General features: G+C 56.9%; 14 protein-coding genes. 2 read left to right on the forward strand and 12 right to left on the reverse strand.

The features are described from left to right. Positions 1-305 precede the first annotated feature (305 nt). Positions 306-2,057 (reverse strand): gamma-glutamyltransferase, encoded by a 1,752-nt coding sequence (gene ggt, locus PAG01S_RS18565; protein WP_062759552.1) that lies wholly within the window; start codon positions 2,055-2,057, stop codon positions 306-308. 206 nt (positions 2,058-2,263) lie between these two features. Between ggt and PAG01S_RS18570 the strand changes: the two genes are divergently transcribed. Then, a complete protein-coding gene (locus tag PAG01S_RS18570; protein ID WP_010253283.1) occupies positions 2,264-2,557 on the forward strand; it encodes a DUF2756 domain-containing protein in 294 nt (97 codons plus the stop codon). Here PAG01S_RS18570 and ugpQ read toward each other — a convergent pair. From ugpQ to PAG01S_RS18620, 10 genes are all read right to left on the reverse strand, one after another. Beyond that, positions 2,554-3,297 (reverse strand): glycerophosphodiester phosphodiesterase, encoded by a 744-nt coding sequence (gene ugpQ / locus PAG01S_RS18575; RefSeq protein ID WP_010671531.1) that lies wholly within the window; start codon positions 3,295-3,297, stop codon positions 2,554-2,556. The two genes, PAG01S_RS18570 and ugpQ, sit on opposite strands and share 4 nt — an antisense overlap. Continuing rightward, complete coding sequence (locus PAG01S_RS18580) at positions 3,294-4,367, reverse strand: sn-glycerol-3-phosphate import ATP-binding protein UgpC (protein WP_010253289.1); 1,074 nt, start codon at positions 4,365-4,367, stop codon at positions 3,294-3,296. The genes ugpQ and PAG01S_RS18580 overlap by 4 nt, the downstream gene beginning before the upstream one ends. A gap of 1 nt (position 4,368) precedes the next feature. Beyond that, positions 4,369-5,214, reverse strand: coding sequence for a sn-glycerol-3-phosphate ABC transporter permease UgpE (ugpE, locus tag PAG01S_RS18585; RefSeq protein ID WP_010671530.1), 846 nt, complete (start codon positions 5,212-5,214; stop codon positions 4,369-4,371). Beyond that, positions 5,211-6,098, reverse strand: coding sequence for a sn-glycerol-3-phosphate ABC transporter permease UgpA (ugpA, locus tag PAG01S_RS18590; protein WP_010253295.1), 888 nt, complete (start codon positions 6,096-6,098; stop codon positions 5,211-5,213). Before ugpA ends, ugpE begins: the two co-directional genes overlap by 4 nt. Positions 6,099-6,152: 54 nt before the next feature. Continuing rightward, positions 6,153-7,469 (reverse strand): sn-glycerol-3-phosphate ABC transporter substrate-binding protein UgpB, encoded by a 1,317-nt coding sequence (ugpB, locus tag PAG01S_RS18595; RefSeq protein ID WP_062759553.1) that lies wholly within the window; start codon positions 7,467-7,469, stop codon positions 6,153-6,155. Positions 7,470-7,994: 525 nt separating this feature from the next. Continuing rightward, entirely contained in the window at positions 7,995-8,708 is a 714-nt protein-coding gene (livF, locus tag PAG01S_RS18600; protein WP_062759554.1) for a high-affinity branched-chain amino acid ABC transporter ATP-binding protein LivF, read from the reverse strand. Position 8,709: 1 nt separating this feature from the next. Then, positions 8,710-9,477 (reverse strand): high-affinity branched-chain amino acid ABC transporter ATP-binding protein LivG, encoded by a 768-nt coding sequence (livG, locus tag PAG01S_RS18605; protein ID WP_022624012.1) that lies wholly within the window; start codon positions 9,475-9,477, stop codon positions 8,710-8,712. Continuing rightward, a complete protein-coding gene (locus PAG01S_RS18610; protein ID WP_010253305.1) occupies positions 9,474-10,745 on the reverse strand; it encodes a high-affinity branched-chain amino acid ABC transporter permease LivM in 1,272 nt (423 codons plus the stop codon). The genes livG and PAG01S_RS18610 overlap by 4 nt, the downstream gene beginning before the upstream one ends. Further along, complete coding sequence (livH, locus tag PAG01S_RS18615; RefSeq protein ID WP_009087789.1) at positions 10,742-11,668, reverse strand: high-affinity branched-chain amino acid ABC transporter permease LivH; 927 nt, start codon at positions 11,666-11,668, stop codon at positions 10,742-10,744. Before livH ends, PAG01S_RS18610 begins: the two co-directional genes overlap by 4 nt. Positions 11,669-11,802: 134 nt before the next feature. Beyond that, positions 11,803-12,915: a branched-chain amino acid ABC transporter substrate-binding protein gene (locus tag PAG01S_RS18620; RefSeq protein ID WP_010253311.1), complete on the reverse strand. Its 1,113-nt coding sequence runs from the start codon at positions 12,913-12,915 to the stop codon at positions 11,803-11,805. A 395-nt stretch (positions 12,916-13,310) separates the two neighbouring features. On the opposite strand from PAG01S_RS18620, the gene panM reads away from it, so the two are divergent. Beyond that, the gene (gene panM / locus PAG01S_RS18625; protein ID WP_033759053.1) at positions 13,311-13,706 is read left to right on the forward strand and encodes an aspartate 1-decarboxylase autocleavage activator PanM; all 396 of its coding nucleotides are present in this window, start codon (positions 13,311-13,313) and stop codon (positions 13,704-13,706) included. Positions 13,707-13,765: 59 nt separating this feature from the next. Here the strand turns inward: panM and rpoH are convergent, their stop codons facing one another. After that, complete coding sequence (gene rpoH / locus PAG01S_RS18630) at positions 13,766-14,623, reverse strand: RNA polymerase sigma factor RpoH (protein ID WP_010253314.1); 858 nt, start codon at positions 14,621-14,623, stop codon at positions 13,766-13,768. Between the last annotated feature and the right edge of the window lie 211 nt (positions 14,624-14,834).

The raw sequence follows: 14,834 nt of genomic DNA on the forward strand, positions 1-14,834 counted from the left end.
AAAACATAATCCCATGCTCAGGATTTTCTACGAGCGCCTGTTAAAAGCCGGTAAGGCTAAAATGTCAGCCCTGTGCGCAGTGATGAGGAAGCTGGTTCATATCTGTTATGCAGTGCTGATGAAGCAGCAGGAGTTTGACCCGAATTACAGCGCATAAGTTTGACTATCAAGACGGTAGCTGACATGCTCGGCCCGCGCCGTCCTGGCGCGGGACGCTTTCCTATTCTGACCCAGTTCCCTGCGCGTTAAGCTTATTTATTGCTGTCAGATTCACCCGGGTTTGAGTTTGTCAGCAGTTTTAAATCTCAATAACCCGCACTCAAATCATCGATGCTGCGCGGATCGGAAGCGCCATAGAGCATGCCATCCGGCCCGATCATGATGCTCTGCGTACTGCCCATCGACGGCAGTACCTTCACATGCTGACCTTTGGTTTCCAGCAGACGCAGCGTATCGGGGCTGAAGCCCTTCTCCACCCGCAGCTGATCCGGCAGCCACTGATGATGGAAGCGCGGCGCATTAGTGGCTTCCGCCACGTTCATCCCGAAATCGATGCTGTTAACCACCATCTGCAACACCGTGGTGATAATGCGGCTGCCGCCAGGACTACCCGTCACCAGCCAGGTTTTTCCTCCTTTGGCGACGATGGTCGGCGACATCGATGACAACGGACGTTTCGCAGGTTGCACCGCATTCGCTTCCCCGCCGACCAGTCCGTAGACATTGGGCGTGCCTGGCTTGGCTGAGAAGTCATCCATCTCGTTATTCATCAGGATGCCGCTGTTGCCCGCCACAATTCCGCTGCCGAAATAGGTGTTAAGCGTATAAGTCACCGCGACCGCATTCCCCTGCTTATCCACCACCGAGAAATGGGTAGTCTGATTGCTTTCATAAGGTTCGAGCTTGCCCGGTTTGATCTCGCTGGAGGGCCGCGCCTTCGCCACATCGATCTGCTGCGCCAGGGTTTTGGCATAGGCTTTACTGGTCAGCGCCTGCCACGGCACCTTCACGAAATCGGGATCGCCGAGATATTCCGAACGGTCCGCGTAGGCATATTTCTCCGCTTCTGCCATCACCTGCATGGCATCAGCACTGCCAAAGCCCATCTTCGCCAGATCGAAATTCTCCAGGATATTCAGAATCTGCACGATGTGGATGCCACCGGATGACGGCGGCGGCATTGAGAAGACTTCATAGCCACGGTATGTCCCGCTAATGGGCTTACGCTCGACCGCACGATAGGCCGCCAGGTCAGCTTTGTTGATCAGCCCGCCATGCTGCGCCATCTCTCCGGCGATCTCATCCGCAATTTCACCTTTGTAAAAGGCATCCGGCCCCTGACGGGCAATCAGTTGCAGGCTGTGAGCCAGGTTTTTCTGCACCAGCCGATCGCCCTTCTGCCACGGCGTACCGTCCGGTTTGTAGAAGATCGCTTTGCTGTTGGGATGGTTGATCAGCACTTCTTTGCCGTAGGTCTTCAGGTCATCTGCCAGCGCGTCGTTGACCGGAATACCGTCACGCGCCAGTTTGATCGCCGGTGCCAGCAGCGTGCTCAGCGGCAGAGTGCCATATTTCTGCGCAGCCAGCGCCAGTCCGGCTACGGTGCCCGGCGTGCCTGAGGCGAGATGTGATGTCAGCGACAGCTTGCTGTCGGCGTTGCCCTGCTTATCCAGGAACATGTCACGCGACGCGTGTCCCGGTGCCATCTCACGGAAATCGATAGCCGTGGCGCGGCCAGAGGCAGTGCGCAGCAGCATAAAACCGCCGCCGCCGAGGTTGCCCGCCTGCGGATGGGTCACGGCCAGCGCAAAGCCTACCGCCACCGCGGCATCCACCGCATTGCCGCCCTGACGCAGGATCTCGACGCCAACCTGCGTCGCCATCGCATCCACTGACGCTACCATGCCGTGCTGCGCTTTTACCGGGTGAAAAGTGTCACTGTCCACACCGTAGGAGACCGGCGGTGCCTGCGTTGGCGCGGCGTTAGCGCCTGCCACTACGGTGAAACTCATCACCAGCGACCAGCTAAGCTGACGCACTGTTTGCTGCATTTTCATCCTGCCACCATCCCATATTGTTATTTACATTTTTTTATCATTTCTGCAAGTGCCTACAAATACAGCAAAATAACCGGGGTTAAGTCAAATCAGGAATAGATCGGAAAGTAAGGTCTGTGATATCGGGTAAACTTATGGCTACGACCCTGATATCGGTGTACGCCGTTGTGCACCCAAAACCCTGTCGCTTTAAGGAAGGAGGAGTGATGAAAAAGTGGATGATTATTCTGGCCGCTCTGCTGCCTTTCGCCAGTCAGGCGAACACGCTGAACAGCACTAACGATCCGAATAAACCTGGCTATAACCCCAGCCAGCAGCGGATGCAGTCGCAGATGCAGACCCAGCAGCAACAGCAACAGCTGAAGCTGCGCCAGGATCAGCAGCGTCAGACGCAGGACACGCAGCGTAAAATGCAGGAGCAGCGGAACAGCGCCCAGCAGCGGGTGATTACCACGCAGCCGGGCCAGCAGAATCAGAATCAGAATCTAAACCAGAACTAATGAAAATCGGGGCCGATGATGTCGATGGCATCAGTACAGATGGCATCGACGCCCCATTTCAGCAATTCCCGCGCCCGATCCGGGCTGTTCACGGTATAAACCAGAATCTTCAGGCCTGCGGCTTTCAGTTCGGTGACCCGCTCAGCGGTCAGCACCTTATGATTAAGGTGAATTGAGACGCACGCCAGCGCAGCTGTTTTCTCCTGCCACTGCGGGTCCCAGCTGTGCGACAGCAGGCCACGCGGCAACTGCGGCTCTGCCTTCATCGCGGCTTCCAGCGCCTCAAAAGAGAACGAAGAGAGCAACGGTGCGACCTGATCCTGCCACAGTATCGCGGCAGCCTGTGCCACGGCGCGTCCGGTTTCAGCATCGCTGCCGGTGGTCGGTTTGATTTCGATGTTCGCCATCATCTGATGCTGACGGCAGCGTGCCGCCACCTGATCCAGCCGCGCCAGCTTTTCACCGGTAAACGCGTTGCCAAACCAGCTGCCCGCATCAAGCTGCGACAGCTTCTCCCACGGCAGCTGACCCGCCACGCCCCAGCCGTTGCTGGTGCGATCGAGCGTGTCGTCATGCAGCAGGAAGATCTGCGCATCGGCCGATAATTTGGCATCAAATTCAATCATCTGATGACCATATTTCGCGCCGGTGTCGATCGCCGCCAGCGTATTTTCCGGTGCCAGTTTACCGCCGCCGCGATGGGCGACGATGTGGGGATAGGGCCAGTGTTGTGTGCTCATTCCAGACGCTTTCCATGGGTTGAATCGAAGAAGTGTAACGCATCTGACGGCAGATGCAGCCACAGCGTACTGCCTGGCTGCGGGCGTTCACTGTGGGCTAAGCGTACCACCAGTGGCGTGTCACCGATGCGGCCATGTGCCAGATTATCAGCCCCCAGCATCTCCAGCGTATCGACCCGCAGCGGCACGCCGCCCTGCTCGCGGCTACTGAGCCGGATGTGCTCTGGCCGGATACCCAGCACCACCGGCCGGTTAGCCCATTTCGCTTTACTGTCGCTGAGCGGCAGAGCGTGCGAGGCGTCGAGGTCAAAGCGTGATCCATCGCTGCTGAACTGTCCTTTCAGCAGATTCATGGCGGGCGCGCCAATAAACGAGGCAACGAACTGGCTGGCGGGACGCTCATACACCTCGACTGGCGTGCCGAGCTGCTCGACCACCCCTTTGTTCATCACCATCACCCGCTGCGCCAGCGTCATCGCCTCCACCTGATCGTGGGTAACATAGAGGCTGGTGGTCTGTAAGCGGCGATGCAGCTGCTGCAGTTCCAGCCGCATCTGCACCCGCAGACGGGCATCAAGGTTGGAGAGCGGCTCATCAAACAGAAAAACTGCCGGTTCACGCACGATCGCGCGGCCCATCGCCACGCGCTGGCGCTGTCCGCCGGAGAGTTCGCGAGGCCGACGCATCAGCAGATGATCCAGTTCCAGACTGCGCGCCGCGTCGAGCACCCGCTGGCGGACCTGCTCTTTGCCCATGCCACGGATTTTCAGGCCATAGGCCATGTTCTCCTCCACCGACATATGGGGATAGAGCGCGTAGTTCTGGAACACCATTGCAATCCCGCGATCTTTTGGCTCTTCCTGAGTAACGCGCCGGTCGTCGATATAGATATCGCCGGAGCTGACGCGCTCCAGTCCGGCCACCATGCGCAGCAGGGTCGATTTACCGCAGCCGGATGGTCCGACCATCACCATAAATTCGCCGTCATTGATGGTGACATTCAGCGGCTGAATGATCTGATTTTTGCCATCGTAGGATTTGGTTACTGCCTGAAGGGTTACGCCTGCCATCTTATTTCTCACTCTCAACCAGACCGCGCACAAAGGCACGCTGCATGACTAACACCACCACCAATGGTGGGATCAGGGTTAATAACATTGCCGCCATCACTTCATTCCACTGGGTCGGCGATCCGCTGGAGGAGATCATGCTTTTAATCCCCGCCACCGCCGTGCCGAGGCTGGCGTCATTGATGATCAGCAGCGGCCAGAGGTACTGGTTCCAGCCGTAGATAAAGGTGATCACAAACAGCGCCGCCAGATTGGTTTTCGACAGCGGCAGAACAATGTCGATAAAGAAGCGCATCGCGCTGGCACCATCGATGCGTGCCGCCTCCACCAGCTCATCCGGCAGCGACATAAAGAACTGGCGGAACAGGAAAGTGGCGGTCGCCGAAGCCATCAGCGGCAGGGTTAATCCGCTGTAGCTGTCGAGCAGGTTGAGATCGGCAATCACCTGCACCGTCGGGAAGATACGTACCTCAACCGGCAGCATCAGGGTGATGAAGATCAGCCAGAAAAAGAGCGTGCGCAGCGGAAAGCGAAACCAGACCAGCGCAAACGCCGACAGCATCGACACCGTGATTTTGCCGAAGGTGATGCCCAGCGCCATGATCATGCTGTTGAGCAGCATCAGACCAAACGCCGGCCCGTTGCCGTTGACGCCATGCGTCCAGATGCGCGAGATGTTCTCCCACAGGTGCGTGCCGGGCACCAGCGTCATCGGCACCTGATAGACCGCTTCGTTATCCAGCGTCGCCGCCACAAAGGCGACATAGAGCGGAAACAGGATGGTGAGCACGCCCAGCACCAGCACGATGTGGCTGAAGAGATCCAGCCCGCGTCGATTCTCAATCATTGGTATTGCACCTTACGTTCAACAAAGCGGAACTGGAGCACCGTCAGCCCGATGACCAGCAGCATCAGCACCACCGACTGCGCAGCGGACGAGGAGAGATCCAGACCGGTAAAGCCTTCGCGATAGATTTTGTAGATCAGCGTGGTGGTCGCCTGCACCGGCCCGCCGCCGGTGGCGGCATCGATTACCGGGAAGGTATCGAAGAAGGCGTAGATCAGATTCACCACCAGCAGGAAGAAGCTGACCGGCGTAATTAGTGGCAGCGAGAGGTTGAAGAAGCGACGCACCGGTCCGGCACCGTCAATGGCGGCGGCTTCCACCAGCGATTTGGGGATCGATTGCAGCGCAGCGAAGAAGAACAGGAAGTTGTAGCTCATCTGCTGCCAGATTGATGCCAGCACAATCAGGAACATCGCCTGACCACTGTTTTGCGCATAGTTCCAGTTGTAGCCGATGTGGTTCAGCAGATAGCTGAACAGGCCCAGGCCCGGATTAAACAGGAACATCCACAGTACCGCGGCCACGACAGGCGCAACGGCGTAGGGCAGCAGCAACAGCGTCTGATAGAGACGGCGCAGCCGCACCACATAATCCACCAGCGCCGCCAGCAGCAGCGAAAAGACCATGCCGAACACCGTGACCATGCCGCTGAATTTTATGGTGGTCCAGAACGAATCCAGATAGTAAGGATCGGCAAACAGGCGTCTGAAATTTTCCAGCCCGACAAAGCTGCTGGAGATGCCAAAGGGATCGAGGCTTTGCAGCGAGTACCACAGCGCTTCACCGGCAGGCCAGAGAAAGAAGATGGCGGTAATCAGCAGTTGCGGCAGCACCAGAAGATAGGGCAACAGACTGGTGCGAAAGACCGGACGAGATGAAGACATGGTGTACCTGGCGTCAGAGAGAGGGGCCAGCCTGAGCTGGCCCGCAAGGAGAGATTACTTCACCTGCTGCTGGAAGCGGCGCAGCAACTCGTTACCGCGTTTCACTGCGTTATCCATCGCGTTCTGCGGCGACTGCTTGCCGGTCCAGACGCTTTCCAGCTCTTCGTCGATCACGGTACGAATCTGCGGCATGTTGCCCAGACGCATGCCTTTGGTGAACGGCAGTGGCGGCTTGTTCATCATCTGACGGGTGGCGATATCCGCACCCGGATTCTTATCGTAGAAGCCCTGCTGTTTAGTCAGCTCGTAGGCGGCGGTGGTAATCGGCAGATAGCCGGTTTTCTGGTGCCATTCCGCGGCGATTTCCGGTTTAGCCAGGAACTGCATAAACTCGGCCACGCCTTTGTAGGTTGTCGCATCTTTGCCTTTCATCACCCACAGGCTGGCACCGCCGATCAGGGCGTTCTGCGGCGCATTCGGCACGGTCTCGTCATACGGCATCATGCCAACGCCGAAGTTGAATTTGGCGTAATGACGGATATCAGCCAGCGAACCGGATGAGGCGGTGGTGATGCCACAGTCGCCGTTGTAGAACTTGGCGGTGGACTCATCTTTGCGGCCAAAGTAGGTGAAGTCCCCTTTCTTGTTCATCGCTTCCAGCAGCTCGATATGACGAACCAGTACCGGCTTGTTGAACTCCAGCACGGCGTCGAGTCCGTCAAACCCGTTGTTTTTGGTCGCTACCGGCAGAGCGTGCCAGGCGCTAAAGTTTTCAATCTGGATCCAGCCCTGCCAGCCGCTGGCGTAGCCACAGCTCATGCCCGATTTGCGCAGGGCAGCGGCATCCGTCGCCAGCTCCTGCCAGGTTTTCGGTGGTTGATCCGGGTTCAGACCCGCTTTTTTAAAGGCATCTTTGTTGTAGTAGAGCACTGGCGTCGAGCTATTGAACGGCTGAGAGATCAGCTGACCTTTGCTGTCGCTGTAGAAGCCCGCCACCGTTGGCACGAACTGCTTTTCATCAAAGGGGATACCGGCGTCTTTGAAGACCTGATGCACCGGCACAATCGCCTGCGAGGCCATCATGGTCGCCGTACCGACTTCATAAACCTGCAGCACCGCAGGGGCTTTGCCGCTGCGCACTGCCGCAATCCCTGCTGCCAGGCTCTGCTCGTAGTTACCTTTGTAGGTCGGAACAATTTTGTAATCGGGATGCGTCTGGTTAAAACGCTGTGCCAGCGAATCCACTTCTTTGCCTAGCTCGCCTTCCATAGAGTGCCAGAAAGGGATCTCAGTGGCGGCCATGGCATGGCTGCTGAGCGTCAGACCGAGCAGCACGCTCATCAGGCTACGACGAAAGGTAACGACGGACATAGAATTTTCCTGTGCAGGTAAATACGCGTGAAATCACGGATTTCTGTTTCGCGAAGTAACATGACACGGGGAAATGAAGGATTAATAACAGAAAGATGACAGCCGGGTGACAGACCGGTATGCGCAAAAGAGGAGGCTGGCAGCGCAGCGGTAACGCGTCACTGCTGCCAGGTTTTGGTTACATAATTTGCAGAGCGGCTGGGCAGTAAAAAAGCCCGCAGCGGATTCTACTTCACCAAATGCAAAAGGCGATGGCGGCCCCTCTAACACCGACACTCAAGGCCGTCTGCGCCGCAACACCCATTTCGAAGGCCGTCGACGGCGCAGGCAGGTTGCGGGCGGACAGCGCGCAGCCACCGGAGCGTACACGTAGTACGTGAGGATGGCGAGCACTGCCCAACCGCAACCTGACCAGTAAGCCAGGCCTGTGTACCAAAGCGCGCAGTAACCGGAGCGTATATATATACGTGAGGATTACGAGCACTGCCCGGTGTCGAAAAGGCAAGCAAGCCAGGCCGTGCCCCATCAGGCACCTAAGTAAGCGCTGCGGACGGCTTCGTTGGAAAGGAGTGCTGAACCTGTGTCTTCCAGCACCACATGACCGTTCTCCAGCACATAGCCCCGATCCGCCAGCTTCAGCGCCTGATTCGCATTCTGCTCCACCAGGAAAATCGTCATCCCCTCGCTGCGCAGCTGCTCAATGGTGTCGAAGATTTGCTGAATAATGATCGGTGCCAGTCCCAGCGACGGCTCATCCAGCAGCAGCAGTCGCGGCTGGCTCATCAGCGCACGACCAATCGCCAGCATCTGCTGTTCGCCGCCCGACATCGTCCCGGCGCGCTGGATTTTACGCTCCTCCAGACGCGGGAAGAGTTCATAAACGCGCTTAATCCGCGTCAGATAGTCCGGACGGCTGGCAAAAAATCCTCCCATCGCCAGATTCTCTTCCACCGTCATGCGCGAAAAGACCCGTCGGCCTTCCGGCACGATGGCGATCGCTTCACGCATAATGCGCGCCGTTTGCCAGTCGGTGATGGTTTTGCCATCAAAGGTAATGGTGCCCTGCGTCGCGCGCGGTTCGCCGCATAGCGTACCCAGCAGCGTGGTTTTTCCGGCACCGTTAGCGCCAATCAGGGTGACGATTTCGCCCTGATTGATATAGAGGCTGACGTTGTGCAGCGCCTGAATTTTGCCGTAGTGGGCGCTGACGTTCTCAATGGTTAACATCGCATTTGCCATCTCAGGCCTCTCCTAAATAGGCACGAATGACATCCGGGTTATTACGAATCTCTTCCGGCGTTCCGTTAGCCAGCGGCGTTCCCTGATTGACCACATAAATACGGTCAGAAATCCCCATCACCAGCTTCATATCATGTTCAATCAGCAGCACCGACACCTTGTGTTCGCCACGCAGCTCCGCAATCAGCGCGTCCAGCTCGTGCGTCTCTTTGGGATTAAGGCCCGCCGCCGGTTCATCCAGCATCAGAATTTCCGGGCGCGTCACCATACAGCGCGCAATCTCCAGTCGACGCTGCTGACCATAGGCCAGATTGCCTGCCTGACGGTTAGCCAGATCCAGCAGCCCCACCCGCTCCAGCCAGGTCGCCGCACGATCCAGCGCCTCGTTCTCACTGCGGCGAAACGCCGGGGTTTTCAGCAGACCGGAAAATACGCCGCTTTTCAGATGCTGATGCTGCGCCACCAGCAGGTTCTCAATGACCGTCATCTCACGGAACAGACGCACGTGCTGGAACGTCCGCACGATGCCCATCCGCGCAATCTTCTGGCCCGGCAGCCCTTCAAGATGCTGCTCACGCAATGTGATCGTCCCGCCGGTTGGCTTGTAAAAGCCGGTCAGGCAGTTGAACACGGTGGTTTTACCGGCACCGTTGGGGCCAATCAGCGAAACGATCTCCTGCGGACGCAGCTCCAGCGCCACATTGTTCACGGCTAACAGACCGCCGAAGCGCATCATCAGGCCTTCAACGGCTAATAAAGGCTGAATCATGCCTGCTCTCCTTGTTTACCGGTTCTGAGCTTCAGATGCGGACGCTTCATCGGCAACAGGCCCTGCGGACGCCAGATCATCATCAGCACCATCAGGCCACCCAGCACCAGCATGCTGTACTCATTGAGATCGCGCATCAGCTCGCGTGACACCACCAGCAGGATGGCGGCCAGAATCACCGCAAACTGCGACCCCATCCCGCCCAGCACGACAATCGCCAGCACAAAGGCGGATTCGACAAAGGTAAAGGATTCCGGGCTGACAAAGCCCTGACGCGCCGCGAACAGGCTGCCGGCAAAACCGGCAAACGCGGCACTGATGGTAAAGGCGGTCAGCTTGATGCGGGTCGGGCTGAGGCCCAGTGAACGACAGGCAATCTCATCCTCACGCAGGGCTTCCCAGGCTCGGCCCAGCGGCATCCGCAGCAGCCGGTTGATCACAAACAGCGTCAGCACCACCAGCAGCAGCGCCACCAGGTAGAGGAAGATAATGCGGTCGCTGGGATCGTACTTCAGCCCAAAGAAGTTATGGAAGGTATCCCAGCCGCCTTCACGCGGCGTACGACCAAACTCCAGACCAAACAGCGTCGGTTTCGGGATCTGGCTGATGCCGTTCGGCCCGCCGGTCAGGGCGGTATTGTTCAGCAGCAGAATACGCACGATCTCACCGAAGCCCAGCGTCACTATCGCCAGATAGTCGCCGCGCAGTCGCAGCACCGGGAAGCCCAGCAGCAGACCAAACAGCGCGGCAACTATGCCGGAGAGCGGCAGGCACTGCCAGAAGCCGAGACCGTAATAGTGGTTCAGCAGCGCAAAGGTATAGGCACCGATGGCGTAAAAACCGCCATAACCCAGCACCAGCAGGCCAGAGAGGCCGACCACCACGTTTAAGCCCAGACCGAGCATCACGTAGATCAGCGTCATGGTGGCGATATCGACGGTGCCGCGTGACACCAGGAATGGCCAGGCAACGGCGGCGATAATCAGCACCGCCATCACCAGTTTCTGCTTCGGCGTCGAGCCATCCAGACCCGGTAACACCAGCGCCGGACCGGAGATTTTCTTCAGGCCGCTTTGCCATACCGGACGCAGCAGTTGAAACAGAAACACCACCGCACAGCCTGTGGCGATCCAGTTCCAGCGCACGCTACCGGCGTTCTGCACCACCAGATTAGTGCCGTCCAGATTCAGGCGCAGCCCCATAAAGAAGGTGGCGAGCACCAGCAGCATCACCGAGGAGATCAGGGCATTGATAAAGGAAGTCTTCATACTTTTTCGACCTCCGGGCGGCCCAGAATCCCGGTCGGCATCACCAGCAGCACCACAATCAGCAGGGCAAACGAGACCACATCTTTATATTCTGTGCTGAGATAGGCCGAGGTCAGCGCCTCGGCGATGCCCAGCACCAGGCCGCCAATCATCGCGCCCGGAATACTGCCAATCCCGCCCAGCACGGCGGCGGTGAATGCCTTCATACCTGCCATAAAGCCGATGAAGGGGTTGATTGAACCGTAGAACTGTCCCAGCAATACGCCCGCCACTGCGGCCATCGCGGCACCGATGACAAATGTCAGCGAGATCACGCGGTCAGTGTTTATCCCCAGCAGGCTGGCCATTTTCAGGTCTTCTGCGCAGGCGCGGCAGGCGCGGCCCATGCGTGAATAGCGGATAAAGGTGGTCAGCGCCAGCATCGCCAGGAACGTCACCACCCAGATCACTATCTGCATGGTAGAAATCGTGGCGGCAAAGCCGTTGCTCTCGCCTACCGTCCACTGTCCGGTAATCAGACTCGGCAGCGCCAGGTCACGTGAACCCTGCGTCAGGCTGACGTAGTTTTGCAGGAATATCGACATCCCGATGGCGGAGATCAGCGCAATCAGGCGCTTGGACGAGCGCACAGGCCGGTAGGCGACGCGCTCGATGCTCCAGCCGTAGGCGCTGGAGATAATTACCGCCATCACAAAGCCGGCCGCAATCATCAGCCAGGTGGTGTCGATGCCCATCATCATCAGGGCGGCAATCACGATAAAGGAGACATAGCTACCGATCATGTAGACCTCGCCGTGGGCGAAGTTGATCATGCCGATAATGCCGTAAACCATGGTGTAACCGATGGCGATCAGCGCGTAGGTGCTGCCCAGGGTCACACCGTTAAACATCTGCTGAATAAAATAGAGAAACTGCTCGGACATACCTTGACCCTTACTTAACCGATCATGGGCGATCGGGGTACAAAAAACGCCTGGCAGACCAGCACCAGGCGTTCGTGTCGCTGGTCAGGGGAAACCGGTTAACGGGCCTCCCGCTCACCACAAAACAGCCTGGTTTACTTCACTGCGGTCGAGGTGCCATCGGCATGCCATTTAAAGACGCCGAATTCAAAGCCCTTAAGGTCACCTTTCTCATCCCAGTTCAGGTTGCCCATCACGGTTGGCACCGCGGCACCTTCCTTGAGGTTTTTGACGATAGCGTCCGGCTCAGCGCTCTTGCTGCGCTCCATGCCGGTTGCCAGTGACTGCAGTGCGGCATAGGTGGTCCAGACGAACGGTCCGGTCGGATCCAGTTTCTTCGCTTTCAGCGCTTCAACGATCGGTTTGTTGGTTTCAACCTGGTCGTAGCGTTTTGGCAGGGTCACCAGCATGCCTTCAGAAGCGGCACCGGCGATGTTCGACAGCGAGGCGTTACCCACGCCCTCCGGTCCCATAAACTGGGTTTTCAGGCCCGCAGCACGTGCCTGACGCACGATCTGGCCCATTTCCGGGTAGTAACCGCCGAAATAGACGAAATCGACGTTCTCTTTCTTGAAGCGCGCGACCAGCGTAGAGAAATCTTTATCGCCAGCGGTGATACCTTCAAACATCACGATATTAGCGCCCTGCTTTTTCAGGCTCTCCTGTACGGAGCGCGCCAGGCCTTCGCCATACTGCTGTTTGTCATGCACTACGGCGATGCGCTGCGGTTTAAGCTCGCTCATCACATATTTCGCGGCGGTCGGCCCCTGATCGGAGTCGAGACCGGTGGTGCGCATAATCAGTTTATAGCCGCGGGAAGTCAGGTCAGGGGCGGTCGCCGCCGGGGTAATCATCAGCACGCCTTCATCTTCATAGATGTCAGAAGCGGGCTGGGTGGATGAAGAGCAGAGATGGCCGATCACGTAGCGGATGCCGTCGTTAATCACCTTGTTCGCTACCGCAACCGCCTGTTTCGGGTCACAGGCGTCGTCATACTTCACCGCAACCAGTTTGTTGCCGTTAACACCGCCTTTGGCGTTGATATCTTCAATTGCCTGAGTCGCACCGGCGAACTGCATGTCGCCGTACTGCGCCACCGGGCCAGACATTGCGCCAACAATCGCCACTTTGATATCTTCAGCCAGCGCCGCATGGCTCATCGCCAGTGCTACACATCCCGCCAGTAATGCGCGACCTTTCATTTTCATCCTGACTACCCCATTTGTTTTGTCGTGTATGTTGTGAGTGTTTGTGCTGTCAGATAAAGTCGAAAACTGATTAAGCATGAATGAGTTAGCGTACTTTTCTGACATTTTTTATTAATAAGGCTTTATTTTTCAGGTTATTAAACAGGAAGTTTCTTCTGTAAATCAACTGACATATTCAGAATTGACTGAGTGAAACAGCATAATACACTGGAGGCAACGGCCGGTTTTTCACCGCTTTGCCAGCGAGTTATGCTGGATTGATCGCACGCTCTCCCTGTTTACAACTATCATCCTGGCATCCCGACCATCTTTTGACCTGTTTTATTGATGAAAATGTGGTAGCACTCTGGTTGTACATTTTCGCTGCACTTTCCCCTGTTACAGAGGTTTTTGTTATGAAGCTCACTATCCAGCGTTTAACCACGCTGACCGCGCAGGACCGCATCGATCTTGGCAAAGTCTGGCCGGATCTGGAGATTGAACAACTGGAGCAGCAGCTGGATGAGCGCCATCGTCTCTATGCTGCCCGTTTTAACGACCGGCTACTGGCGGGTTTGCAGCTGGAAATCGCCGGGATCCACGGCAAAATTCACCGGCTGTCGGTGCGCGATGTCACGCGCCGACGCGGGGTGGGACAATATTTACTGGAGGAGACGATCAGGCAGAATGGGTCGATAGCGGACTGGTGGATTGCCGATGATGGCAGTGACGATCAGCAGGTGCGGGCAGCCTTTATGCAGGCGTGTGGCTTCAGGGCGCAGAGTGACGGCTGGATAATGGCGGTAGAATAGTCAGGCGCAGAAAAACAAAAAGGGCGACATAAAGTCGCCCCTTAAGATGTCGAAGTGCGTTACGCTTCGATCGCCATACGCAGTTTCTTCATGGCGTTCTTTTCCAGCTGCCGGACACGTTCGGCTGACACGCCGTACTGATCGGCCAGCTCCTGCAGCGTGGTTTTATTGTCTTCGTCCAGCCAGCGGGCGCGAATGATGTGCTGACTACGCTCATCCAGACCTTCCATCGCATAGCTCAGCTTGTCAGCCGCGTGCGCATCCCAGTTATCCTCTTCAATGCCGTCAGCAAAGTCAGAGGTTTTATCCTGAAGATAAAGCACGGGTGCCATAGAGCGGCCTTCGCTGCTCTCGTCGTCGGCAGACATATCAAAGGTCATATCCTGCGCGGCCATACGCGATTCCATTTCACGCACATCTTTGCTGCTTACGCCCAGCTCACGCGCAACCATCTCGACTTCGTCCTGATTGAACCAGCCCAGACGCTGCTTGGTTTTACGCAGGTTAAAGAACAGCTTACGCTGTGCTTTGGTGGTCGCGACTTTCACGATACGCCAGTTACGCAGCACGTATTCGTGAATCTCCGCTTTAATCCAGTGCACGGCAAACGAAACCAGACGCACGCCCACTTCTGGGTTGAAGCGACGTACCGCTTTCATCAGGCCGATATTGCCTTCCTGGACCAGGTCAGCCTGTGGCAGACCGTAGCCGGAGTAATTACGAGCGATATGAACTACAAAGCGTAGGTGAGACAGGATCAGCGTCTTTGCCGCATCCAGATCGCCCTGGTAATGCAGCCGTTCAGCCAACGCTTTTTCCTCTTCTGCCGAGAGCATCGGCCAGGTATTCGCAGCCCGGACGTAAGACTCCAGGTTGCCAAGAGGAGCAATAGCTAAAGTTTGCATTTCTTTGGTCATTCAAACCCTCACAAATTTAGTGGAATTGCCGCACATTTCCCTGCGCAGACGATACATTACGTTAACGTCGCGCGAAATCCGAAAGCAATCTGTGCTACTTAGAGTGGTAAAGTTATCCACAAGTTCAATTATAGCGGTGAATATTTTACACACAGATGACAGGAAGGGAAGAGGGGAAATATCCTCTGCACCCACCATCGGTAGCAGAGGA

It is taken from the genome of Pantoea agglomerans NBRC 102470, assembly GCF_001598475.1.
GTDB lineage: Bacteria > Pseudomonadota > Gammaproteobacteria > Enterobacterales > Enterobacteriaceae > Pantoea > Pantoea agglomerans.